General features: G+C 45.5%; 29 protein-coding genes. 21 read left to right on the plus strand and 8 right to left on the minus strand.

What is annotated here, in order from left to right; translation table 11 throughout:
• Positions 1-258: 258 nt before the first annotated feature.
• Positions 259-1,335 carry a DNA polymerase IV gene (gene dinB / locus ACJJIY_RS11655; protein WP_444932594.1) on the minus strand — a complete coding sequence of 359 codons (1,077 nt, stop codon included), beginning with the start codon at positions 1,333-1,335 and terminating at the stop codon, positions 259-261.
• Between the two features lie 82 nt (positions 1,336-1,417).
• Here dinB and ACJJIY_RS11660 point away from each other — a divergent pair, with 82 nt between their 5' ends.
• Positions 1,418-1,960 (plus strand): carboxymuconolactone decarboxylase family protein, encoded by a 543-nt coding sequence (locus tag ACJJIY_RS11660; protein ID WP_444898118.1) that lies wholly within the window; start codon positions 1,418-1,420, stop codon positions 1,958-1,960.
• A gap of 25 nt (positions 1,961-1,985) precedes the next feature.
• Here ACJJIY_RS11660 and ACJJIY_RS11665 read toward each other — a convergent pair whose 3' ends face one another.
• From ACJJIY_RS11665 to mutS, 4 genes are all read right to left on the minus strand, one after another.
• Complete coding sequence (locus ACJJIY_RS11665) at positions 1,986-2,144, minus strand: DUF1328 domain-containing protein (RefSeq protein ID WP_282931841.1); 159 nt, start codon at positions 2,142-2,144, stop codon at positions 1,986-1,988.
• 45 nt (positions 2,145-2,189) lie between these two features.
• Positions 2,190-2,885, minus strand: coding sequence for a polysaccharide deacetylase family protein (locus tag ACJJIY_RS11670; protein WP_413664917.1), 696 nt, complete (start codon positions 2,883-2,885; stop codon positions 2,190-2,192).
• Positions 2,886-2,948: 63 nt separating this feature from the next.
• The gene (fdxA, locus tag ACJJIY_RS11675; RefSeq protein ID WP_108732342.1) at positions 2,949-3,272 is read right to left on the minus strand and encodes a ferredoxin FdxA; all 324 of its coding nucleotides are present in this window, start codon (positions 3,270-3,272) and stop codon (positions 2,949-2,951) included.
• Between the two features lie 139 nt (positions 3,273-3,411).
• On the minus strand, positions 3,412-6,063 hold the full coding sequence (gene mutS, locus ACJJIY_RS11680) for a DNA mismatch repair protein MutS (protein WP_445357962.1): 2,652 nt from the start codon (positions 6,061-6,063) through the stop codon (positions 3,412-3,414).
• Positions 6,064-6,897: 834 nt separating this feature from the next.
• Here mutS and ACJJIY_RS11685 point away from each other — a divergent pair.
• The 4 genes from ACJJIY_RS11685 to ACJJIY_RS11700 all read left to right on the plus strand — a co-directional run bounded on the left by ACJJIY_RS11685 (position 6,898) and on the right by ACJJIY_RS11700 (position 8,449).
• Positions 6,898-7,254 carry a hypothetical protein gene (locus ACJJIY_RS11685; RefSeq protein WP_445357963.1) on the plus strand — a complete coding sequence of 119 codons (357 nt, stop codon included), beginning with the start codon at positions 6,898-6,900 and terminating at the stop codon, positions 7,252-7,254.
• A 116-nt stretch (positions 7,255-7,370) separates the two neighbouring features.
• Positions 7,371-7,589 (plus strand): hypothetical protein, encoded by a 219-nt coding sequence (locus ACJJIY_RS11690; protein ID WP_444912471.1) that lies wholly within the window; start codon positions 7,371-7,373, stop codon positions 7,587-7,589.
• Between the two features lie 105 nt (positions 7,590-7,694).
• A complete protein-coding gene (locus ACJJIY_RS11695; protein ID WP_444896935.1) occupies positions 7,695-7,982 on the plus strand; it encodes a hypothetical protein in 288 nt (95 codons plus the stop codon).
• Positions 7,983-8,104: 122 nt separating this feature from the next.
• Complete coding sequence (locus ACJJIY_RS11700; RefSeq protein WP_020411209.1) at positions 8,105-8,449, plus strand: hypothetical protein; 345 nt, start codon at positions 8,105-8,107, stop codon at positions 8,447-8,449.
• Positions 8,450-8,477: 28 nt separating this feature from the next.
• Here the strand turns inward: ACJJIY_RS11700 and ACJJIY_RS11705 are convergent, their stop codons facing one another.
• On the minus strand, positions 8,478-9,419 hold the full coding sequence (locus ACJJIY_RS11705; RefSeq protein WP_444894991.1) for an IS110 family RNA-guided transposase: 942 nt from the start codon (positions 9,417-9,419) through the stop codon (positions 8,478-8,480).
• Positions 9,420-10,160: 741 nt separating this feature from the next.
• Between ACJJIY_RS11705 and ACJJIY_RS11710 the strand changes: the two genes are divergently transcribed.
• The 4 genes from ACJJIY_RS11710 (at position 10,161) to ACJJIY_RS11725 (ending at position 13,308) form a co-directional block, all read left to right on the plus strand.
• Positions 10,161-10,748, plus strand: a complete 588-nt coding sequence (locus tag ACJJIY_RS11710; RefSeq protein WP_445357964.1) for a hypothetical protein — start codon at positions 10,161-10,163, stop codon at positions 10,746-10,748.
• A gap of 60 nt (positions 10,749-10,808) precedes the next feature.
• Entirely contained in the window at positions 10,809-11,252 is a 444-nt protein-coding gene (locus ACJJIY_RS11715) for a hypothetical protein (protein WP_445357965.1), read from the plus strand.
• Between the two features lie 497 nt (positions 11,253-11,749).
• Positions 11,750-12,079 carry an antibiotic biosynthesis monooxygenase family protein gene (locus tag ACJJIY_RS11720; RefSeq protein ID WP_445357966.1) on the plus strand — a complete coding sequence of 110 codons (330 nt, stop codon included), beginning with the start codon at positions 11,750-11,752 and terminating at the stop codon, positions 12,077-12,079.
• A 482-nt stretch (positions 12,080-12,561) separates the two neighbouring features.
• Complete coding sequence (locus tag ACJJIY_RS11725; RefSeq protein ID WP_445357967.1) at positions 12,562-13,308, plus strand: hypothetical protein; 747 nt, start codon at positions 12,562-12,564, stop codon at positions 13,306-13,308.
• 28 nt (positions 13,309-13,336) lie between these two features.
• On the opposite strand, the gene ACJJIY_RS11730 is transcribed toward ACJJIY_RS11725, so the two are convergent.
• A complete protein-coding gene (locus ACJJIY_RS11730) occupies positions 13,337-14,278 on the minus strand; it encodes an IS110 family RNA-guided transposase (RefSeq protein WP_445357968.1) in 942 nt (313 codons plus the stop codon).
• A 322-nt stretch (positions 14,279-14,600) separates the two neighbouring features.
• Here ACJJIY_RS11730 and ACJJIY_RS11735 point away from each other — a divergent pair, with 322 nt between their 5' ends.
• The 11 genes from ACJJIY_RS11735 to ACJJIY_RS11785 all read left to right on the plus strand — a co-directional run bounded on the left by ACJJIY_RS11735 (position 14,601) and on the right by ACJJIY_RS11785 (position 20,345).
• Entirely contained in the window at positions 14,601-15,029 is a 429-nt protein-coding gene (locus ACJJIY_RS11735) for a hypothetical protein (RefSeq protein WP_445357969.1), read from the plus strand.
• Positions 15,030-15,173: 144 nt separating this feature from the next.
• Entirely contained in the window at positions 15,174-15,569 is a 396-nt protein-coding gene (locus tag ACJJIY_RS11740; RefSeq protein WP_445357970.1) for a hypothetical protein, read from the plus strand.
• 296 nt (positions 15,570-15,865) lie between these two features.
• A complete protein-coding gene (locus ACJJIY_RS11745; RefSeq protein WP_445357971.1) occupies positions 15,866-16,234 on the plus strand; it encodes a hypothetical protein in 369 nt (122 codons plus the stop codon).
• 518 nt (positions 16,235-16,752) lie between these two features.
• Positions 16,753-17,289 (plus strand): hypothetical protein, encoded by a 537-nt coding sequence (locus ACJJIY_RS11750; protein WP_445357972.1) that lies wholly within the window; start codon positions 16,753-16,755, stop codon positions 17,287-17,289.
• 107 nt (positions 17,290-17,396) lie between these two features.
• Entirely contained in the window at positions 17,397-17,819 is a 423-nt protein-coding gene (locus tag ACJJIY_RS11755) for a hypothetical protein (RefSeq protein WP_444932601.1), read from the plus strand.
• 94 nt (positions 17,820-17,913) lie between these two features.
• Positions 17,914-18,048, plus strand: a complete 135-nt coding sequence (locus ACJJIY_RS11760; RefSeq protein ID WP_445357973.1) for a hypothetical protein — start codon at positions 17,914-17,916, stop codon at positions 18,046-18,048.
• Between the two features lie 35 nt (positions 18,049-18,083).
• Positions 18,084-18,434 (plus strand): hypothetical protein, encoded by a 351-nt coding sequence (locus ACJJIY_RS11765; protein ID WP_445357974.1) that lies wholly within the window; start codon positions 18,084-18,086, stop codon positions 18,432-18,434.
• A gap of 61 nt (positions 18,435-18,495) precedes the next feature.
• Positions 18,496-18,840 carry a lipocalin-like domain-containing protein gene (locus ACJJIY_RS11770; protein ID WP_445357975.1) on the plus strand — a complete coding sequence of 115 codons (345 nt, stop codon included), beginning with the start codon at positions 18,496-18,498 and terminating at the stop codon, positions 18,838-18,840.
• Between the two features lie 205 nt (positions 18,841-19,045).
• A complete protein-coding gene (locus ACJJIY_RS11775) occupies positions 19,046-19,384 on the plus strand; it encodes an energy transducer TonB (RefSeq protein WP_445357976.1) in 339 nt (112 codons plus the stop codon).
• Between the two features lie 76 nt (positions 19,385-19,460).
• Positions 19,461-19,709, plus strand: a complete 249-nt coding sequence (locus ACJJIY_RS11780; protein WP_445357977.1) for a hypothetical protein — start codon at positions 19,461-19,463, stop codon at positions 19,707-19,709.
• A 120-nt stretch (positions 19,710-19,829) separates the two neighbouring features.
• Positions 19,830-20,345 (plus strand): ClbS/DfsB family four-helix bundle protein, encoded by a 516-nt coding sequence (locus ACJJIY_RS11785; RefSeq protein ID WP_445359664.1) that lies wholly within the window; start codon positions 19,830-19,832, stop codon positions 20,343-20,345.
• A gap of 381 nt (positions 20,346-20,726) precedes the next feature.
• Here the strand turns inward: ACJJIY_RS11785 and ACJJIY_RS11790 are convergent, their stop codons facing one another.
• A complete protein-coding gene (locus ACJJIY_RS11790) occupies positions 20,727-21,677 on the minus strand; it encodes an IS5 family transposase (protein ID WP_444895065.1) in 951 nt (316 codons plus the stop codon).
• 1,347 nt (positions 21,678-23,024) lie between these two features.
• Between ACJJIY_RS11790 and ACJJIY_RS11795 the strand changes: the two genes are divergently transcribed.
• The gene (locus tag ACJJIY_RS11795; RefSeq protein ID WP_444898084.1) at positions 23,025-23,519 is read left to right on the plus strand and encodes a DoxX family protein; all 495 of its coding nucleotides are present in this window, start codon (positions 23,025-23,027) and stop codon (positions 23,517-23,519) included.
• Positions 23,520-23,968 lie beyond the last annotated feature (449 nt).

Genomic DNA, 23,968 nt, shown 5'->3' on the forward strand with positions numbered 1-23,968 from the left:
TACGCAAATTATCCCGCCTCGAACCACTGGCCGAGTATTGGTTTATGCGGCGTCAATAAAGAAGATTGTAGTATGGTTCTGCGTCGCAATTATTCTCTGGCCAGTACTTATAATTTCAGCCGATGTCACGGTACGACAGATACGAATCTTCGGGCTTGCGAAGTATAGTTGCCCCTGGTTTGAGAGGTGGTTGCTCGGGTAAGGGCCAACGCCAGATTTATCGATAGGTGATGATGCGCCTAATTAAGCAATCAAACGTCAAAAAGAGGCTTGCTCCGGCAAGGGTAGTGGCAATTGGACAGGGCCTTGCCCCGCCCGGAGGTCTGTGAGTCGCAGGCCTACCCCAAGAAGGCGGATAGGAGCAGGGCGTTTTTCTCGACACTCCTTCAGTAGCTGGCGGAATTCAGAAATACGCCCGGCACGGCTGCTGCGCTCGTGGGTGCTGGTAGTAAAATCTGCGTACTTTACTTTAACGGTGGCGCCATTTACTTCGTAACGATCGCCGAGTTTTTCCAGGCGCTCCAGCAGACGCATATACAGCTCTGTCAGCTGTTCCAGCCATTCGTCAAAACTGGATAAGTCTTCGCGAAAGGTGCGCTCGACACTAACACTCTTGCGGGAGCCATCGCCGCTTACCGGGCGATCGTCAACACCACGGCAAAGGTCGTAAAGGCGGCGGCCAAATTTGCCAAACTTCTTACTCAGTTCAACTTGTGAAAAATTGCGTAAATCCGCGCAAGTGCGAATGCCTTGTCGATGCATTTTCTCTGCGGTCACCCGTCCCACGCCGTGTATTTTGTTGATAGGCAGGCGCAAAACAAATTGATCGACCTCGCTTGGCGTAATGACTGTCAATCCGTCGGGCTTCTGCCAATCACTGGCAATTTTGGCCAGGAATTTATTCGGGGCCACCCCGGCAGAAATAGTGATACCCAGGGTATCGCGCACCCGTTGCCGGATTTCCTCAGCGATTAGGGTAGCGCTGCCGTGGCAGCGGCCACTGTCGGTGACATCCAGGAAAGCTTCGTCCAGGGATAGGGGCTCAATATCATCGCAGTAGTCGAGAAATATCTCCCGTATCTGCCCGCTGACCTCCCGGTACTTAGCCATGTTGCCGGGTACTACAATCAAATCAGGGCACAGTTTCTTGGCCTGGGCGGTAGGCATTGCGGAGCGAACCCCATAGCTGCGGGCTTCATAGTTGCAGGTAGAGATCACTCCGCGGCGGTCGCTACTGCCTCCAACGGCCAAAGGGCGTCCACGAAGATTGGGATCGTCACGCATTTCGACCGAAGCGTAGAAGCAGTCACAATCACAGTGGATAATCTTTCTCATGCTGTGATTATATACAGTGTTATGTCGTGCCAGAAAGTAATTTATGCCACTTGGACACCCGGCGATGACAGGTAGGTGAATAATGAGCAGTATTCCGTTGGTCGAGCACCCAACTTCCGATGATGTAGCCAGGGTTTTTGCTGAGATTGATGACGAGCTGGGGGGAATCCCCAGTCTGTTCCGTGTCTACGCCCAACACCCGGGATTGCTTGAGGCAAACTGGTACAAGTTTAAGACGGTGATGATTCACGGCTGTTTGTCGGCGCAGCTGAAAGAAGCCATTGGCCTGGCAGTCTCAGCCGATAACCACTGTGACTATGGCATTTACCATCACAGTATGTCTCTGCAAATGCTTGGGGTGGAAACCGATGAAGTGATGCGGATTCGCACTGACCCCAAGCATGTGCACTTTTCTGAAAAAGAGCACGCCCTGTTTGACTTGGCGCGCAATGCCAACAGCGCCCCTGATGACCATCGCGAGCACCTGATTGCCGCTGCGCGAAAGCTCGGTGCCGGTGATGATGAGATTCTTGAGGCGTTGGGCGTAATGGAGATGGTACTGGGGGCCAATCACATTGCTGAAGTACTCAGCCTGGCGCCGACCCGAGTGCCTCACAAGAAGTAATAACAGGCGCCCTTGGGCGGCTGTTCTACTTGGGTCTGCCGAAAATCAGTGCCAGCACAAACATCACAAGGAAAATAAAGAACAGAATCTTGGCTATTTCAGTTGCGGTCGAAGCGATGCCACTAAAGCCAAAGAAGGCGGCGATCAGCGCAATAACCAGGAAGGTGACAGCCCAGCGCAACATAAGAGGCTCCCAACAGGGTGGAGGGAGCCTTAGGCTCCCGTTCCGCTAATTGATAGAGTCCCGCTCCACAGGTTCCAAATGGTCGCCTGCTTTCATCAGGGTTAGTTGCTCCAGTGTGGCAAACTGGAAGCCCTTTTGCCTGAGTTGCGCAGTAATGAGGGGCAGGGCTTCCATTACCTGATGGTGCTGACCATACATGGGATGCAGCAGAACCACACTTCCGTCTTTTGCCTTTTGGGATATATAGTCAGCTGCGACTTGTGCGCCGCCTGCTTGCAGTTGCTCAGTAGGATCGATATCCCAGTGAGCAATCTTGAACTGGTGATCACTTAAAAGCGTGCCCAGCTCGTCAGACATCTTTCCGTGAGGAGGGAGGAACATGGGCTTGCTGGTATAGCCATTACTTTGTAGTAGCCGACAGGTTTTTTTAATCTCCTCCTTGGCACTGCTCAAAGGCATCTGGGAAAGGTTTGTGTGTGAGTAACCATGGTTGCCTAACTGATGCCCAGCCTGAATGATTGCCTGGGTCTGCTCCGGGTACCTTTCCATTTCCTGCCCTGTAGGGAAAAAAGTGGCGGTCACTTCCAAAGATTCGAGCCGCTTTAACAGTGGCTCGGTTTTGTCGGGGGAGGGTCCCTCATCAAAAATAAGCGCTACCCATTTATCCTTGCCGGTAATTGCCTGGGCACAGGTTGAAAATACAAAAAGCCAAATGCAAATAGCATTAATTATTATTTTCATTTTTTGGGGTTTCCACAGATAGAAAAAAAGCCGTCAATGACGGCTTTTTTTCTTTGAACTTGTTTAGCGCTCCAGCTGGTCCAGCTTGCCCTTCTTGCCGTCCCACTCCTCGGCATCCGGTAATGGGTCTTTCTTCTCAGTAATATTGGGCCATACCTCGGCGAGTTCTGCGTTCAACTCGATAAATTCCTGCTGATCGTCCGGAACCTCATCCTCAGAGAAAATCGCGTTGGCGGGGCACTCCGGCTCACACAGGGCGCAGTCGATACACTCGTCTGGGTGAATTACCAGGAAGTTGGGGCCTTCGTAAAAACAGTCTACCGGGCAAACCTCTACACAGTCGGTGTATTTACACTTAATGCAGTTTTCCCCAATTACGAATGTCATGTTTGTCCCTCGATAGTGCCACTGAATTCTTCGTGCAGCGGATTTTATCAATTACTGGCGCGAATTGTAGTGGCTTTTCAGTCGATTTAGTTCACTGTTTATAACAGGATGAATTGGGCGACCAGGGTCGCCCGGTCTTTTACTTCAGTAACTTGCGTAAAGAATAGAGCGCTTCCAGTGCCTGGCGTGGCGTCAAATCGTCTGGATCAAGCTCCTCAAGGGCATCCACGGCCGGGTGGCTCGGGCTGCCAAACAGATCTACCTGCTGGGGGGAACCAGGGCCTGCGGCCATTGGCACAGCGGCTTCTTCCGGCTCCTGTTTGGGGGCCGGTGCAGGCGCAGCGATAGGAGCTGGCACATCCACTGACTGGGCGCCGGCTTCCAATGCTGCCAAGCGCGCGCGGGCCTCGGTCAATACATCACTGGGGATACCGGCCAGTTTGGCCACCTGCAACCCGTAACTCTTAGAGGCGGGCCCTTCCTGGATGCGGTGCAGGAAGACAATTCCCTCGCCGTGCTCGGTGGCATCCAAGTGGATGTTGGCGGCTTCAGAGCACTGGTTGGGCAGGTCAGTCAGTTCAAAGTAATGGGTGGCGAACAACGTAAAGGCGCGCACTTCCCCTGCCAGATAGTGGGCACAGGCCCAGGCCAGGGACAGACCGTCGTAAGTGCTGGTACCGCGGCCAATCTCATCCATCAGTACCAAACTGTGCTCGGTGGCATTGCGCAGGATATTGGCGGTCTCGGTCATTTCCACCATAAAGGTGGAGCGGCCACCGGCCAGGTCATCGGCACTGCCGATGCGAGTGAAGATACGATCGAGCAAGCCGATCTGGGCACTGTCGGCGGGTACGTAACTGCCACAGTGGGCCAACAGGGCAATCAATGCTGTCTGGCGCATATAGGTAGATTTACCGCCCATGTTTGGACCGGTAATCACCAACATGCGGCGGTCGTCGTGCAACTCAATATCGTTGGCCACAAAGGGCTCGTCCAATACCTGCTCCACCACCGGGTGGCGCCCGCCGGTAATATGCAGACCAGGCTCAGTGCCCAGTTCGGGACGGCACAGGCGCAAATCGTCAGCGCGCTCGGCCAAGCATGCCAGCACGTCTAATTCGGAGATACCCGCAGCAGCGGCTTGGAGCTCTGCCAGGGACTCATTCAACTGATTGATCAGCTCTTCGTACAATGCCTTTTCACGAGCTAGCGCGCGGCTCTTGGCGGAGAGCGCCTTGTCTTCAAACTCCTTTAGCTCGGGAGTAATGAAGCGCTCTGCATTTTTCAGGGTCTGGCGGCGAATATATTCAGCTGGCGCCTTATCGCTTTGCCCGCGACTGATTTCAATAAAGTAGCCGTGCACCCGGTTGTAACCCACCTTAAGGGTGGGGATACCGGTGCGCTCTTTTTCCCGCTGCTCTAGTTGCACCAGGTAATCGCCGGCGTTTTCACTGATAGCGCGCAGCTCGTCCAGTTCTTCGTCGTAGCCGGTAGCAATAACGCCACCGTCGCGAATTACTACCGGAGGGTTTTCAATAATGGCATCTTGCAGAAGCTCTACTGTTTCAGGCCACTCGCCGATCTGGCTGCACAACTCACTCAATAAAGTTGCGTCAGATTCTGCCAACTGTTGCTGGATTTCCGGGAATTGAGCTAGGGACTGGCCCAGGCGAGCCAAATCCCGAGGGCGTGCAGAGCGCAGTGCCAAACGGCCCAGGATTCGCTCCATATCGCCTACAGGTTTGAGGGCATCACGCAGAGGCTCAAAGCCATAATCGGCAATTAACGCTGCGATGGCATCCTGGCGGTTGCGCAAGGTGGTCAGCTGGCGCAGGGGGTTGTTGAACCAGCGGCGCAATAAGCGGCTACCCATAGCGGTTTTACAGCTATCGAAGACCGACAATAGGGTATTGTCATCGCCACCGTTCAGGTTCAGATCAATCTCCAGATTGCGGCGGCTGGCACCATCCAAGGCGACTGTCTCATTACCACTTTCCGTCAGCAGGCCGCGAATATGGGGCAGCTCGGTACGCTGGGTGTCCCGTGCGTATTGCAGCAAACAGCCGGCAGCGATAACAGCACCGTGCATATGGCTACAACCAAAGGCCTCCAGGTTCATGGTGCCGAATTGCTGGTTGAGCAGACGCAAAGCGCTCTCCAGCTCGAACTCCCAAGGTGCGCGGCGGCGCACGCCCGCGCGGCGCTCGATTTCAACCGGCAGGCTAAGGTCTTCCGGCGCAAGCAGTTCAGCGGGATTGTGGCGCTGCACCTGCTCGGTCAGGGCTTCCAGAGTATCTGTTTCCTGAACCACAAAACGACCGGTTGCCAGGTCCAGCAGTGCCAGGCCAAATACATCGCCCAAGTGTGAAATAGCAGCCAGGAGGTTATCGCGGCGATCGTTGAGAAGTGCCTCGTCGGTAACCGTACCAGGGGTAACAATACGCACTACCTGGCGTTCAACCGGCCCCTTGCTGGTGGCGGGATCACCGATTTGTTCACAAATGGCAACGGAAACACCAGCTTTAATCAGCCGCGCCAAGTAGCCCTCAGCTGCATGGTATGGAATACCGGCCATGGGTATAGGCTCACCCCCGGACTTGCCACGGGCAGTAAGGGTGACATCCAACAGCTCAGCCGCCTTCTTGGCATCATCAAAGAACAGCTCGTAAAAGTCCCCCATGCGGTAGAACACCAGCTCTTGGGGATGCTGGGCCTTGATGCGCATGTATTGTTGCATCATGGGGGTGTGTTCGGGTTTCGCGGCCTTGGTCTTGTTTGCGGTTTTTGGCATTTTTCTCTAAGAAAATCAGTAAGTTACAAAAGTGTTCGCAAACCCCAAGAGCCCCGCAGGAGTGGCGGCCGGCTCAGATTGGGGTAGGGGGCAGGTTTCCTCGGGGGCTTAATAAGCAGAAGCGTTCGATCAAATAATGAACGGCAAGCCCAAACCTGATGTTCTTGAAGCATGCAATCGGGATAGATCTGAACAGAAAGGTCCAGGCTAAAGTTCGAAGGGCTTCTTTATAGGGGGCGCAGAATAGCAGAGTGGGGGGCAAACCACTATGGATGGCTTATCAACTGCAAGTGAAATGGCCAGCAGCGACCCTGTGATTTTATGAGAGCCTTGTAGGGAAGCGGGACGTTTTCGTCTTTGAGGTAGGGATCGTCACTTTTCTTTGCTCTAATGAATCTGCTGCTGATCTCAACAAAAAAGATTCCTGACTCAGTAAGGTCGAGTACAAAGCAAGCCAATTCTTTACGCGGTAGCGCATCCCTCCAGCTGGTACATATGTGCATAGTAGGCTGATGAAATACAGTACTGATAACTAAGTCCTGCTTCGTATATCAGAATTCAAAAGACGCTGCTCCTATTTCTGGGGAAAATTCTATAACTTGTTGATTTTTAAAGGATGTGAAAAATGATATAAAGCAGGGAGAGCGCGAAATTATAAAGACGCTGCTTTATATCTACTTGTTTCGTTTCGTGACACTCAATGTATTTTTTTGATTTTATTGGGTTTTTAAGCGGACTTTGATTGAGGGCGGTAGAATTATATAGAAGGGTGATATATAGACGCTGCTTTTGAATTAACTGTTAAGTGTAAATAATCAGAGCATATAATTAATAATGATAAGTTGGCTAAAGAACAAACTATTAAATAGAAAAGATCCAAGGGTCATTACTAAGAGTGTGCCACTCGAAGCACTAATAGAAAAAATGAAGGAGCAAAAGGATATTATTGTCACTATTTGCAGTGATGGTGTAGTGGCAGCAGAATGCAAAGATTGTAAGTGTTCTATTAACGTTTCGAGTAAAGATGGCTTAATTTGGTATATGTGTGGTTCATGTAAGAGATCATCTTTCAATCCAGAGGAAAATCTAACAAGAGATATTAAACTAGCTAATCAATTTGGTGGTAAATTTGAATATGAGATATTCTATTTTAAAGAACTTCCTCCAGGGCTAGTTCCACCAAATATTTAGGGTTAGTAAAACACTTAACAAGGCGCTGTTGTCGCCACTATCGTGGCTGGGACGGCTTACACTGCGTTCCAGCCGCCCCAAAGCTTAACGTTATAAACCTAAAGGGAATTACCTGAGTGAACATTAATATTTCATTGATCGGTCAGTTTATTACTATCTTTGCAATTTTTATCGGCATTATCAGTTACTACCTTGGGCGCAGGAAGACGGAAACTCCAATACTTGCAGCGTTTATCGGCGTTGCACTCTCAATTGTTCCCGTGTTCGGACTTGTGTATGTGGTGGTCTTGATGTTCAAACGAGATATTAGTAATAGTAGCCAAGCAAGTGCGTAATTCGGTTTATAACCAAGCCAGGCAAGATCGCCCAGCCGAGGGCTGGGCTGGACAGCCTACGCTTCGCTTCGGCTGCCCTTGCTGGCAACGTTATAGGGCTAGAACTTGAGCCAAATTCACAAAGACCAAAAATTAAGTGTATATCTGTGGAAATTCATGGTTTGTCTTTTTGCTTCAAGCTTGATTCCCATGGCATATGTACTTTGGGCGGTTTTACCAGGGTTAAAGGGAAATTGGTTTGGTGTTGCTGTGGTTTCAGCGGTTTGTTCAGCATTATTGACTGCGGCTTTACCGGTAAATAATGCTCGTTACTATGTCCCAAGTAGTGTTGTTGTGGGCGTGTTATTTTATGGGATAATTCAGGGTTACTTATTATACAATGGGGCCCCATAACTAGGCCAAGCAGGCTCGCCCAGCCCCTGTGGGGCTAGGCTGGACAGCCTACGCGGCGCGCTTCGCACGCAAACGCTCCGGCCGCCCCTGTTGGCAACGTTATGAGTACTGAGATTTAATGCATGGAAACTGTTACTTGCTATAGGCCAACCGGAGAAAAAGAGTTAGAACTAGTTAAGGAATCAGGCTATAAGAAATGGCCACCTCGCTTGCCAGAACAACCCATTTTTTATCCGGTTACAAACGAAGAGTATGCGATTGCCTTAACACAGTGGAATATCACCGATTTCGGTGCAGGCTACGTAACAAAGTTTGAGGTAGTTAAGTCCTTCATGGAAAAATACCCCATAAAATGCGTGGGTGCTAAGTCACATACTGAATGGTGGGTGCCCGCTGAAGATCTGGAAGATCTTAATAAAAATATTGTTGGGAAAATCGAGGTAATAGGTGAGTACCGAAGCTCATAACAAGTGACTATGGTTACTCGTCAAGTTTTTAAGCCATACTTTCATCCCAGTAGGTGTTGTTTTTCACCATTGTATTCAGGATCGTAATCTGCTTTCTCATGCAGGCAACCAGAGCAACCTTTTTAGGTTTGCCAGCGTCGACTAATCGCTTATACATGGGCTTTAGTTTGGGATGATGTTGTATGGCCGACATGATGGAAACAAAAAGAACCGTGCGTACGCGATGCCTTCCACCTCGAATATATCGTTTGCCCTGGAAGTTGCCGCTATCACGGTTCATCGGGGCGATACCGACAAGTGCAGCGATTTCTTTACGGTTCAATTGTCCTAGCTCAGGAAGTTCACTCATTAACGTATAGGCCAATACATTTCCGACCCCTTTGGCACTCAACAATAGGTCACGCCTTTGCCGCCACTCGGACACACTGTTAACCAGTTTTTCCAGTTGCTTGTCGATACCTTGTAACTCTTTCTTGATGGTGTTTAGAATGGTCTGGATAGGTTTGTGTACTGATTTCGGCATCCTCTGAAGCCGATTCTTTTGCATTGTACTCATCTCTAAACACTGACTTCTTACAGCCAGTAAGTCACTGATCGCCCTAAGCTTTTCTGGTTTTAGCACCGACAGCCCTGGCTTCATGGCCTCACCAAAATGTGCAATATCCATTGCATCTAGCTTGTCAGTTTTGGCGAGGCGCCCTGCAGATTTAGCGAAGCTCCTTATCTGCGAAGGATTGCAAACAACAATAGGTAATCCGGCTTTGTCGGCGGCGCAAACAAACTCTAACTCGAGCCTTCCCGTAGACTCTATTAATACTCTTTGAGGTTTAAGAGGTTGTAGTTGTTTAATGGCATCTTTAATGCCATTTTTATCATTGGCAACACTAAAGAACTGGCCAGTAGGTCTCACATAAATATCGAGTTGTTTACTGCTGGTATCGATACCGACATTGATCTCTTGAGGTTCCATAAGATAAGCTATCTCCGCCTTGCTATTCGGGCTCGAGGCCCACATGACTATCCGAGTTATGCCTAGTGAGTGCTTATCACGTTCATACTTGTTATCGGTCTTTTACGAACCAGCCAAGCAGCGAACTGTGATAAACAAGGCCTTCGGTGGCCGCCGAAGGTGGGTCTCAATTTACCCGTTAACGAAAAGGATTTTCAACATCAGAATCGGGCAAGAACAACCATACAAGTCAATTAACTACGCGCCTTCGGCGCCCGACAGCTTACACGCCGCTTCGCTATGTTTCAGCTGCGGGTTATTGAGGCGTTATTGTGGCGGTCGGTTTTATTGATTTTTCGCGGTAACTGAAGGTTTCGTGCCACTAAATAGCATCTGGTATTGAGCAATTTTACTGATTGCTATTCAGGCAGTTTCGCTCCAAGAGTGTTCGCTCGGGTGTTGTAAAAAAAGGCAGTCCGCTGCAATTTCGCGGATTGCCAGTAAGATAGGAATTGGTTAGGGAAAGTGCGGTATTCTTCCCTCGTAAATATTGGGCAGCGGCCAGCCAAACTATGGCTGGCAAAGTGCTAGTAGTCGGTCCCGAGCGCGCCAGCCATAACCAGGCTAGGCAAGCTCGCTCAACCCCTTCGGGGCTGGGCTGGACAGCCTACGCGTTGCTTCGGCTGCCCTTGCTAGCGACGTTATATTTTCAACTTTCCAAGATCGGAGTAGAAATTGCTTTATCATCATGGGCATATACTAATGCTTGCCAAGAAGGCTTATGAGAGATCTAAAGATGAATCATGGGAGGCGTCAGTCTCTATAATGCTCTCTGCAATGACATTGGAGTGTTACGTAAATGAGTTATCTCATCGGGTATCTGATTTTCAGAGGCATGAACCGATAGAAGAGTTGAAGAATTTAGGCTTTCTTCTAGGGGAATATGAGAAAAATAAGAATTCTTTGCAAAGCAAAATTGAACTTATACATTTTTGCTTATCCGGGGAGAAAGCAGATAAGGGCTCTAAGTACTTTCAAGATATAAGTATGCTGATCAAGCTTAGGAATGCTCTAGTACATAGAAAGCCTGAATCAACGGGCGACTTTGGCGCTGACCCTGATGCCGTATATTCATTGCACCCTTTTACTAGCTTTCTTGTTGAAAGAGGGTTGATTCATAGGCCATCTGAAAAAATGCCTCCTGTATGGAGTTATACTGTCAGCCAGCCATCAGTTGCAGCATGGGCATATAACACTGTTGTTGAAGCTATAACCACTACTGTTAGTATGCTTCCCGATAGCACTACAAAGTCGATAGAAGAATTTACAACTAAGCATGAAAAAATATAACAAGCCAAGGCTGTCGGACGCTGCGCGCCGCAGCTTGGGGCGTTAAGTTTTAATCAGATTATGCGTAAATTTTTAGTTTTAATATTCTTGGTTTCTTTTTCCGCTAATGCAGTAGAGGATGTGGCTCGCCCCATTACACATGTTGGTATGTCTGGCGAATTTAGAGGCCTGAGTTATAAGGCGAGCTTGGAGGTTTCAAGTGTAGAGATATCGACTTACCCGCACAGAGTTCACTATAAACTTGAGGGAGTGAGTTTTGAGCTAGGCGGCAAAGAAATCCAAATACCAAAAATAGATTTTAAGCCGGTAACATATATTGATCTTGGCCAAGTATTCGTATTGGGTAGCGCAAATGATATTCTTTATTTGCAACTACCGGTATCACCAGATGATCGTAGTTACGTTCGTCTCGTGTTTCAACATGGTGAATACAAGGGAACCATTGAGCATCTGTATTCAGTTGAACACAAGAATAAAACCAAGGGCGTAAAGTGGTACCAGTAAAACTTAACAAGCAGCAGCACGAATGCCCGGCAAAAGACGCCGGGCAGGACGGCCTACATTGCGCTTCGCTTCATTTCGGCCGCCCGTGTGCTGAGCGTTATTGTGGCGGTCAGTTTTATTGATTTTACGTGGCAACTGAAAGCTTAGTGCCACTAAATAGCATTCAGTGTTGAGCAATTTTACTGATTGCTATTCAAGTAGTTTCGCTCCTAGAGTGTTCGCTCGGTTGTTGTAAAAAGAGGCAGCCCGGTGCAATTTCGTGGAGTGCCAATAAGGTAGGAATTGGTTGGGGGAAGTGCTGTGTTCTTCCCTCGTAAATATTGGGCAGTGGCCAGCCAAACTATGGCTGGCAAAGTACTAGTAGTCGGTCCCGAGCGCGCCAACCATAACCAGGCTAGGCAAGCTCGCCCAACCCCTTCGGGGCTGGGCTGGACAGCCTACGCGTTGCTTCGGCTGCCCTTGCTAGCGGCGTTAGCTCCATTATCAGAGGATGTGTTGTGAATCTAGAAAAACCGAATGAAATTGTAGAGTTGGTTGTGTACACAGTAAAGCCAGAAATGAATAGTGTTTATGTAAATACAGCTATTGAGAAATTTCGCAAGCTTGTGATGGGCTTTGAAGGTTTTATTAGTTATGAATTTTATCAAAGTAGTCGAAGTAAAAATGTTTTCATGGATTTTGTACGTTGGGAGTCTCTTGAATTCGCTGAAGAAGCAGCTAAACAAGTTAAAATTCTTCAAAAAGCTCCTGAGTATAAAGAGTACCTAGATTCGTTTGCATCACTAGAAATATTTAATCATTTTTATCAAGTGAAAGCATGGAGCTAACAAGAACTTCAAGCGGAAAAAATACAGTTGGCTGCTTTCACTCCGTTCAACATTTTAGCCAACTATATTTTCCGCTTAAGTAGGCGTTATTGTGGCGATCGGTTTTATTGATTTTTCGTGGTAACTGAAGGTTTCGTGCCACTAAATAGCATCTGGTATTGAGCAATTTTACTGATTGCTATTCAGGCAGTTTCGCTCCAAGAGTGTTCGCTCGGGTGTTGTAAAAAGAGGCAGTCCGCTGCAATTTCTCGGATTGCCAGTAAGATAGGAATTGGTTAGGGAAAGTGCGGTATTCTTCCCTCGTAAATATTGGGCAGCGGCCAGCCAAACTATGGCTGGCAAAGTGCTAGTAGTCGGTCCTGAGCGCGCCAGCCATAACCAGGCTAGGCAAGCTCGCCCAACCCCTCCGGGGCTGGGCTGGACAGCCTACGCGTTGCTTCGGCTGCCCTTGCTAGCGGCGTTAACTGTACGAGGTAGTCGACATGGGAAGTCTTGATTCTTGGTCTGTTGAGTTCGATAAAATTGGTTGGTTTATTCCTCCTTATGTGACCATGGGGCAAATGGATGAAATCCTAAGAAAAAATATTGAAAGTCCGAGTGGCCTTACTCAGCCAGATTTAGAAATGATGTTGGCGGAGATATATTCACCTTCCAATATGGCAAATCTCTATATAGAGAAGTACTCGACCACGCCTTTTATAAAAGACTACATGAAAATTCTTGCCGATGGGCTGGAAGCCCATTTTCTTGGCCTGCATTATGCGGCAGTAACAACTTTGATTCCCGTGGTGGAGGGGGTTTCCAGGCGACTGGCTGAGAAGAGGTGTGTGGGGCATAAATACATAAAGCAAACAATAAAAAATTTATGTGAAAGCTGCAAAACAGAAGTCACTACTAAAAAACTGGGAGCATATGAAGAAGCAGAATCAATGATTAATTCTTTCGAGCAGTTCGCAACAAAGAAACTGTACACCGATTCTGCCCAGTATCCACATGATGACAATACTAACAGGCACGGTATCACACATGCTGCGTATGCTGACGCAGACTACGGAAAGCCAATCAACTTCTATAAAACAGTCGCAGCGATTAATTTGCTTTGCTTTTTGTCCGCAATTGATTCGGGATTGTCGTGGTCTCCACCAAAGGGAAGTGAGTCGGGTATGAAGAAGTCTTTGTATTATTCTATCTGCCAAAGGATAGCGATGATTAGAGAGCAAAACAGTTAACAAGTGACTATGGTTGCTCGTCAAGTTTTTAAATCATACTTTCATCCCAGTAAGTGTTATTTTTCACCATCGTATTCAGGATCGTAATCTGCTTTCTCATGCAGGCAATCAGAGCGACCTTTTTAGGTTTGCCAGCGTCGACCAACCGCTTATACATCGGCTTTAGTTTGGGATGATGTTGTATGGCCGACATAATGGAAACAAACAAAACCGTTCGTACACGATGCCTTCCACCCCGAATATATCTCTTTCCCTGGAAGCTGCCGCTATCACGGTTCATCGGGGCGATACCGACAAGTGCAGCGATTTCTTTACGGTTCAATTTTCCTAGCTCGGGAAGTTCACTCATCAACGTATAAGCCAATACATTTCCGACTCCTTTAGCACTCAACAATAGGTCGCGCCTTTGCCGCCACTCAGACACACTGTTAACCAGTTTATCCAGTTGCTTGTCGATACCTTGTATCTCCTTCTTGATGGTGTTTAGAATGGTCTGGATAGGCTTGTGTACTGATTTCGGCATCCTTTGAAGCCGATTCTTTTGCATTGTGCTCATCTCTAAACACTGACTTCTTACCGCCAGTAAGTCACTGATCTCCCTAAGCTTTTCTGGCTTTAGCACCGACAGCCTTGGCTTCATGGCCTCACCAAAATGTGCAATATCCATTGCATCTAGCTTGTCAGTTTTGGCGAGGCGCCCTGCGGATTTAGCGAAGCTTCTTATCTGTGAAGGGTTGCAAACAACAACAGGTAATCCTGCTTTGTCAGCGGCGCAAACAAACTCTAATTCGAGTCTTCCCGTAGACTCTATTAATACTCTTTGAGGTTTAAGATATTGCAATTGTTTAATGGCATCCTTAATGCCATTTTTATCATTGGCAACACTAAAGAATTGGCCAGTAGGTCTCACATAAATATCGAGTTGTTTACTGCTGGTATCGACACCGACATTGATCTCTTGAGGTTCCATAAGATAAGCTATCTCCGCCTTGCTATTCGGGCTCGAGGCCCACATGACTATTCGAGTTATGCCTAGTGAGTGCTTATCACGTTCATACTTGTTATCGGTCTTTTACGAACCGGCCAGGCAGCGAACTGTGATAAACAAGGCCTTCGGTGGCCGCCGAAGGTGGGTCTCAATTTACCCGTTAGCGAAAAGGATTTTCAACATCAGAATCGGGCAAGAACAACCATACAAGCGCAGGCACGGCGACGGCTTTTCCGTTGCGGCTTCGCCTTCACTATAAAACCGCGCGTGCTGCGGGCGTTACGCATCGGTATTGAGAGGAGCAATGGCTAAATATATAACTACTTTAGTATTTTTATTATTTTTCACGGGAGCAGAATTAGTGAGTGCTGGTACCGACGATTCAAAGATTGAGTTAAATAACGAAGATGGGGCCATTGAGCTAATTTATCGTTCTTCGAAACCTCAGATTAGCGGTGTAATTGCCTCCAAGGAAGATAATGAGGATGAATGGTACGTATTTGTAAATGCTGCAGAATTTGTTCGTGATGAACCCCTTGAGAGTAAATTGCAGAAGGTTGTTCACGAATCGTTGCTAAATGTAAATGGCGTCAAATCCGTGGAGGAAGCTGACCGGGAGGAATGGTTGGTGATGGGGAACCCTGATGGTAAAGACTTAGTACGTGCGTGTGTAAATGGCTTGAAATCTATTGAGTCAGAAATAGAAGCTTATATCAATAGTTTTTCTGGCTGAAAATGCATAACAAACCAATTAACGCCCGCCAGCAAGCTAGCTCGGACCTCCACTGCGTCGCTCGTTTTTGTGCTGAAATAGCGCAAAAACGGCTCCTGCGTTCCAGCCCGTTATTGGGCCGTTATGCTTCTGGAGGATTAATAGTTGCGCAAATTGTATGATATCGATTCGATTAGATGTTTTAAATGCGGTGAAGAACATTTTTTTCCTCATGGCCCTGGGCGTGTTTACTACTATTTGTTGGTTGAGATTGAATCATCGATGGATAGGTTGGAATATAAAGATTTAATATCTGTAATAATTAAACCTGTCTGGTGTTTTGATTGCGAGGCTGCTTCCGTTGCGGAAGATATACCAACAATTAGAGAGTTTGAGTATATCTATAAGGCTGTTTCAGATGGCGTTGAAATAGAGGTTCCGTTCTGTAGTAGTAATATACCAGTAAAAGAATCACAAGAAATTCTAAAGAGTTACATTTCTTGGAAAATGAATCGGGTAGCAGGAGAAAAGTGTTTACATTGTGGGGGGCAAATTTTCTAACAATTACTGAGGAAATGAATTTAATCCATGACAGTTGTGAGGATGGAGTTTTTTGTCATCGTCTTGCGGCGAGAGGGCCTTTCAATGGGCCTATATATGCAAGAGTATATAGTGCTGACGGTGAGTTTAAACTAGAGGGTAATGCAAATTATTCTCATGTCTCAGTCAACAAGTAAAGCATGACAAATAGCTGCAGTGGAAAACTTGACCCTGGCTTTAACTTTACGCTGATCGCGCAATACAAATCCAGCCTCAAGTTTCCACTGAGCTTGGGCGTTATGTTTCTTGGGTGGTGAATGGTCAATAGATATTTTGAAATATACCTTGGCTCTCCAGATGGTTTGAAATGCCTGATACAAGGTAATCTCAGTAAGTTACTCCAATTTTACAGGGATAGCTTATGGTATGGCCTGTCTGAAGAAGTGTTGAACTATGTAGACTCTTTAAATTTTGGTTCAGAATTAGAACCTATGGATGTAACGCAAGCTAGATATATCGACAAGTTTATTGAGTATGTATTTGACTTTTATGGTGAACATCATGAGTTCCCAGAAAGTTTGGGAAATGTGTGTTGCACTGAATCAGAGATAGAGCATATTTTTTCCATAACAGGCAGGCGCATATTTGCTGGTTATGGTGCTGATTTTGATACGAGAAATAAATAGACAAAAATAGGGTATTTATCGAATTCTGAATTAAGAGGTTTAAAAATATCTGGTGCGAGCGATTTTTTACAATTGTTAACGTCAGCGAGAGATTACGCAAAATCAAAAGGGTGCGGTCTTGTATATACCATCGATTAAACATAACAAGCGCAGGTTGTCGGAACGCATTTCCGCTCCTTCGTCGCTACAAGTCGTCCGCAACTGCGGGCGTTCAACACTCTTTATACTCAGCTTTATTGCCCTAGTGGGCGGAGGCTATGGAGTATACTGGGTAGCCCAAAGCGAAGGACCTTTAGATATGGTTACAAAGTCACTTTGTATTTTTCTTGGCTTTCTATTTTTCCTTGGGTTGGTGGCTTCAATCTGGGGTTGTAATCGGTGTGTGGCTCGTGTCTTTGGTAGTGCATAAATATAATAAGCGGTTCAATTCGTTCCAGCTGCGAAAAACGCAGCTTTCATTGGGACAAGCTACGCGTTGCTGCGCTTGCCCATTAACCGGCCGTTAGGGCAATTGGTAGATGAACGTATTTAAGAGGTTAGAAGAGCTCAGTAATGATGGTAGCTTCTACCTGAAGGCCCTTGATTTGAGTTTTCAACCATTTGAAGTAGAAAGTGATCTTTCTATCTTTAGTGCTCTAGCTACTGAGCTTGAAACCGAACATGCAGGTTATGAAGCTCTGCTACTTGATGTGAATTGGCGTTCGCACTTAATCGCATGTATGTGCCTCATTGTCTCGGAGAATAAGTCGCATCTGGAAGAGCTAAAGAACCGCTTCAAAAATGGTAGTATGGTTAGCCCACAAATTGCTGTTGCAATGGCTCGCCTTCATTTCAGGGAAATGATGGACTTTTTTCCCAGCTATATAAATGGCGGGCATGGGCCGGAGTCTTCTACCCAGATAGGGGCGGCGCTAGTACTCTTGCAATCGATGTTCGTGCGTGAATTCACGTTTCCAAAATCACAGCTGAACATTGAGCGTTTCTGCTTAGGGCTGTCGGTTGCACAGCATCATTCTGGATTTTGGCTTAAGCACAGAGGCAGTGCCCGGGGTTAGCCCTAACAAAGCGCTGCAAGGCGACGTCTTACTTTGTGCACTTTATGCGCAGTTGCTTTGCTCCTATTTTCGCGCACAAAGCGCCCAAAGTAAGCCGTCTCTAAGCCATGAATAAATTCTTAGTAGTCTTAGCTCTATTGATATGCTCACCAAGTGGGCTGGCAAGCTGCTGGATTGAATATACGAAGAAAACATTATCTGAAAGAATAGAAGAGTCGAATTTTACCTTTCGTGGAGAGGTTCAATATCGAAAGGCTATCGTATCGCAAGAAAAGGGGCATGAAGAAAGAATAGAATCTATTGAAGTTCTATTTGATAAGGTCGAAGATCTTAATGGAAATAGAATTGAAAAAATCTATCTAAAGCTTGATACAGCCTGTACGTGCAAATACGACTTTCAAGTCGGGGTAAGATATGTGGTTATTGGAGATAAGTCAGGCGCTCGGATTTCGGTTCAGAATTGTAATAATATCCTTACGGAGCAAATCTATGAGTTGCATCAGAAGTTCGAGCTTGGTGGCAAAGGCTAACAAGTAGGTGATGTTCGTTCCAGTCTCTGCGTGGCTTCCATATGCCGCTTATGACTATGCCCACTCATATAATAAGAACACGAAGATCAAGCCAGTGAAGATCGAGTTCCCTGAGCCTTACTACAAAATAGAGGGAAGTTCTGCTGTAGTAGTTTACGGCAACTATATCGATAAGCTGTTTCTTTTGAAGAAAAATGGTATTTTAAAAGCTCATGGGGACTTTCAGTAAAAAAGCTAACAAGCAATGGCAGCATTGTCTAGACTATGAGAGATAAACGAGCCATATTTGCGACAGTTGAACTCTGGTACTGCGAGCACAAAGGCATTCTGTTCGCAATCTTGGTTACGCTGGGAATTGGAGTGCTCTTCCAGTATGTCGGTTTTCCTAAAAGCACTGAGCTTGTTTCAGGTGTCGCGCATGCTCAGGTTTATGGTGGCAGCCAAACTGGAAATGAGCCTAAGCTCTTGGTCAAATTAGCTAACGGCAACTTAGCTCATGTGGGGGTAAGCTCTCCTGGCCAAGTAAAAATAGGCTCAGAGCTGTGCCTATATAAAAAGACAAGTCATGCAGGAACAGTACATTTTTCAATTAAGGCAGTAGGTAAATGCACATAATAAAGTTAGACATGTGACGTTTGCTGCGCGACCGCACATATTAAAGGTGTTAAGGTTCTCCATGAATAAGCTCGTCACTCTATTATTACTAAGTAGCAATACTTGCTTAGCTCAGGATCTAGTAGGCACCTGGGAGGATAGGAGTGGGGGCACATTTGGTGGTGAGTCAGGCTGGGACGAGTGTGAGTTTAGATATGACAACACTTTTAAGTGTACAAACTATCCAAAACTAGGCTGTTTGGTTTTACCTTTTGAAGGAGCTTGGGAGTTAATAGGTAACACTCTCATTCTTCGCTTGGATGGTTCTTATATAGTAAAGGCTCATATTGCCGAGATTGATAAGGATTTCTTTAGAGGGCTGGTAGAAAATGGCAATAAATTTACGTTTAGCAGGCAAAAGCCTTAACAAGGCAATGTAGCTGACATTTTATTTTGTGCGTTTTTTATACCGTTGCTGCGCTCCAATATGTATGTTAAATGTTCGCGAAGCAAGCCGCCGCTGATCTTAACGTTGTGAGAATAAGAATAAGAATAAGAATAAGAATAAGAATAAGAATAAGAATAAGAATAAGAATAAGAATAAGAATAAGAATAAGAATAAGAATAAGAATATGAAGAGCATTCCAATAATATTTACTCTCACTATTTCTCTCATGTCCGGAATTGCGTCGGCAACAATAATTTATGTAAAGCCAAATTATCCTTTAGAGGCACTTAAAAATTGCATAGAGGGGTGGGTCGAGTTCGAAGTGACGGTAATGCCTAGTGGTTTTTTTGAAAATGTTAAAATCATAGATTCTTATCCTGAAGGCGTATTTGATGAGGCGGCTAGAAAAGCTCTTATGAAATACAAGTTAGTGCCTGGGGAATTAATAGGTGTGACTGTCCCAGTTCATGGCGTGAAGCGCAAAATAAGCTACAATCTGGACGGCGAGTGTATACAGAAATAACAATCATGGGCAGCGAGTCTACGGCCCTACGGCCCTACGGGTCTGTGCAAGGTGTTAAGTGGTACAAGGGGGGAAAATGAAATCATTCATAATTAATTTTTTCGGCCTAGTCGGATCTTGGTATATGATCGATCTTACTTCCGAAAATTTTCTTAACTCAGTTTTTGCCCCGTTAGTATTCACTGGCTTCCTAATTTCCAGTGTGCTGTGGTTTATTGTAAAGTTTGGAACAACTCAGGGCTCTAGCTCTGGCGCTTACCTTGGCAGTGGATATTCAGGAAATTTAGGTGGTGGAGATGGAGGCGATGGTGATGGTGGGTGTTAAATCACTGAGCAAGCACATATTATTTGCCGCTATCGCGGTCGAATGGCTTACGCCACGCTTCGCCCGCTGCAAGTCCGAATGTTATGTAAATACTCTGTAATCGAGTAACCATTGATAGCTATGTCTTCAATTTCGAAAAATAAAGAAGAATTAATCTCCTCGATTGAAAATTCTTATGAAAATTTATTTGCTGATTATATGGGGATTCCCAAGGAGCTTTCGAGGGAGATTGGTGTTGAAGGTAATATAAAAAACACAGAAATAAGCGTTTCTGATACTATTTCATATCTGATCGGCTGGGGAAGTCTTGTCCTAAAATGGCATGAGCTTAGGGCAAATAATCTCGAAGTAGATTTTCCAGAAAAAGGTTACAGCTGGAATGAGCTTGGGAAGCTAGCGCAGCACTTTCATGCATCCTATAAGGATTGGTCTTATAAACAGTTGCTGACAGAATTCCAGTTTACAATACAAAAAATACTGAAGCTTGTAGACTCATTGAGCAATGATGAACTTTATGGACACAGTTGGTATAAAAGTTACACCCTTGGGAGGATGATCCAGTTTAATACCTCATCTCCAATGAAAAATATCCGCACAAAGGTGCGCAGGTTTAAGAGGCAGAATAATATCAAGTAAATTCATACAACCTGTAAACCCAGATGACGCCTAAGAAGTACCTAATTTAAGCGTTTTGTTCGAGGTGAAGAATGAACAGTGAAACAAAAAACGTACTGCTAAGTGCATATACAGCTATAGGGCTTCCTATATCAGGTATTTTGCTTTTTTTTGCATATATTCTTACAGACAAGGCAGTGCCTAGCGTTCAAGATTATGTAATTGCTACGATATGTGTATTTGTTAGCTTAAGGACCCTCTGATCAACGAAGCATTTTTCCAGAATTAAGCTGAGCTGCTTGAAAAATTCACTTTATTACGCACAAACGCGTAATTTGCGCGTAATAGTCCACTAATTTTTCATCTGAAACCCTCAATAGGTGGATTTCAGGCGAACCACCCCTAGGCAGCCAAGTATTTTCTCCCTATTATTAAGTTGGTAAAGCCTGCCAGTAAGCACAGCCTCTCAGTATTTTTTACCAGTCCCCGATAGCGGACCTTGTCATAACCAAATACCCGTTTGATGTAGCGGAAGGGGTGCTCGACCTTCGCTCTTATCTGCGCCTTGATCTTTTCCGCTTTACGAAGTGCATCACGCCCTGGAAGAGTTTTTAGCTTGCTCGGCTTCATTGCTATATACCAATCCGCCTCCCGCTCTTTCAACTCTTCACGTTTCTCCGCACCAATGTACCCAGAGTCTCCCCAGATTCTTTTCTCCTCCCCGTGGAGAACTCGCTCTGTAGTTGTGACATCATGCGAATTCGCTGCTGTTGTATCTATGCTATGTATTACTCCGAGCACATCATCAACCCCGATATGCATTTTCATTCCAAAATGCCACTGATTGCCTTTCTTTGTTTGATGCATTTCTGGATCACGTTTTTTCTTTTTATTCTTGGTTGAAGTTGGCGCAGAGATAATAGTGGCATCTACAATCGTACCTTCACGCAGTACCATGCCATTCTCAGCAAGATGCTTGTTGATTTCATCAAAAAGAGCTGCACCTAGCTGATTGAGCTCCAGTAAGTGGCGAAAGTTAAGAATCGTTGTTTCATCGGGAATTGGGCCGCTCAAAGTCAATCCAGCAAAACTACGCATGGATTCAATTTCATACAGTGCATCCTCCATAGCGGGATCACTGAGATTATAAAATAGCTGCATGCAATGAATACGGAGCATGACACTCAATGGATATGGCTGTCGGCCACGTTTGCCTTGTGGATAGCAAGGAGTGATCTGAGCTTCTAGTCGCTGCCATGGGATGAGGGCTTCCATTTGAGAAAGAAACTTCTCTCGGCGAGTTATACGGCGCTTTAGCTTATATTCTGCTTCGGCAAAGGTGACTTGGTGCATAATTCATCGTAGTCTTGATGGGTAGGTGAATATTACCAATATTGGCTTGGAATTATTCAGAGGTTCCTTAAGTAGTATTTATCTATATAAGAAATTGAGCGCTAGAGAATCTGACCCACCGTTAACTATTCGTACTGCGATTAATGGTGTTTTGTATATTGTAGCAGTAATAGTAATTACAAGTATCATATGGTAATCCTCCTACACAACAAGGGGTTCCAGTCGACACCCAAAGCTACGTACTTTTGAGTGTAAGGTTGCTGCGCTCCCCTTAATACACAGGTGGCGCTTCGCTCCTGGCGAGCCTGAATCCGCCATTATGAGCTAAACCAGCTATGTTTAAGCATGTTCTAAAATTTTTATTTTTAGCGCTTTGTGGCGAATGTATGGCCTCTGCCCACCTAAAAATACTTAAGTAACACGAGTAAATGCTGACTTGCTGTCTATTAAGTTGGAAAAATAGATTCTGGAAGTGTTAATACTTTTCTATATCAGCTTGAGTTTGCTAACAAACTCGAAAGTTGCTTAGCGGGACGGGTTCAAACCTTTCTATTGCTTGATAAAAAGAAAATTTCAAGCTCTTCTATGGATTATAAAGTCGGCAGTGAGCAACCCAGTGTTTTACTTCATATGCCCGCATCGGGTTATTATACGGCGATAACTATCCAGTATTGCTGCTCAGAGGGAGTATCCCCCAGCTGTAAACAATCACTCTCAATCAGTTCGGTCATTGGGGTTACATCGCAGTGAGAGGCCCTCATAGCAAATGACTATGGTTGCTCGTCAATTTTTTAAGCCATACTTTTATCCCGGTAGGTGTTATTTTTCACGATCGTATTTAGGGGGGGGAGTCTGCTTTCTCCGTGCGCAAATAAACTCTAATTCGAGTCTTTCTGTAGACTCTGCTAATATTCTTTGAGATTGAGAGGCGTCCTTAATGACTTAATGAAATTTATATTGGTGACACTAAAGAATTGGCCTGTAGATCTTACATGAATATCGAGTTATTTATTACCGGTATCAATTCCGATATTGATCAGTTGAGGTTCCATGCGATAAGCTATCTCTACCTTGCTATTTGGGCTTGAGATACACATAACTATCTTAGTTGTGCCTTGCGGATATCTGTCACGTTCGTACTCTTTAATGGTCTATATAAACTAATCGGTTCAGCAATGAACTGTAACTAACAGGGTCTTCGGTGGCCACCGAAGATGGCTCCCAATTTACCCGTTAGCGAAAAGTACTTTCAATATCAGAATCGGGCAAGAACAACCACACAAGGCGCTGTCACCGGCTCCAGCGCGAATGCGTCTCTGTGGGTGAGCTTAGCGTTATGAGGAAACTATGGTAACTCCAATAATTATTCTTTTACTGTTGTCTAGTCCCTTAGGTATCTCTTTTATTTATTCAAAGTTTAGCGGCATGCCTCTGAATGTTAAAAAGTACGCCTATTGGGGATTGGGAATAACCTTCATATTCTTCTGCGTTGGGCACTTTGTTAAAACGGAGGGCATGGTGGAAATGTTACCGTCTTGGGTTCCTTTTCGCCTAGCGATAATCTATCTCACTGGATTGATTGAGCTATTGATAGGTATTGCTCTTTTTGTGCCAAGATATCAACTCCATGCTGCATGGCTTGCTATTGTAGTTTTCATTATTTTCTTTCCTGCAAATATTTATGCGGCATTAAACGGTATTGGTCTTGGCGGGCATCAATGGGGGCCTGTTTATTTGTTATTACGTGCGCCACTGCAAATCATACTAATTGCGTGGGCATATTTTCTGTGTGCGAAAGGTCATAACAATTTAAAGCTGTCGACCACTAATTCAGTCGGCTGATTGGGGTGTTGTGTGTAAGGTCTGCCCAAGCTTTAGTAAATCAAATCAAATCTGACAGACGTGCTAACGCACACATGTGTTTGAATTGTTATATTTTTAAAAGGTCGGATGAAATATAGAGCATTATTTGCGTTAGGTTTTTTTGTTGGGTGTGTAGTTCCGATTTCTTGGTGGGTTGTGATTTTTACTCAACTGAGTGGTTTGATAAAATCAATCATATTGGTTGTCGCTGCTTTGATAATGATAACTTCGATGTTTATTTCAAGTAAGGAAATTGACGAACCGTTTCGATTTAGTAAAATTTACAAAAGCAGATGGAAGCCCAAGCTTAAATGTTTTCAATATTTTGGTGTTTTATCACTAGGAATCAATACTCCTATATTCATGTGGGTTGTTTTTTCAATTATTTGGAGTAAAGCATAACAAATTGCTGAATCCTATGTTCTGCT

The organism is Microbulbifer maximicatervae (SeqCode), from assembly GCF_052468155.1.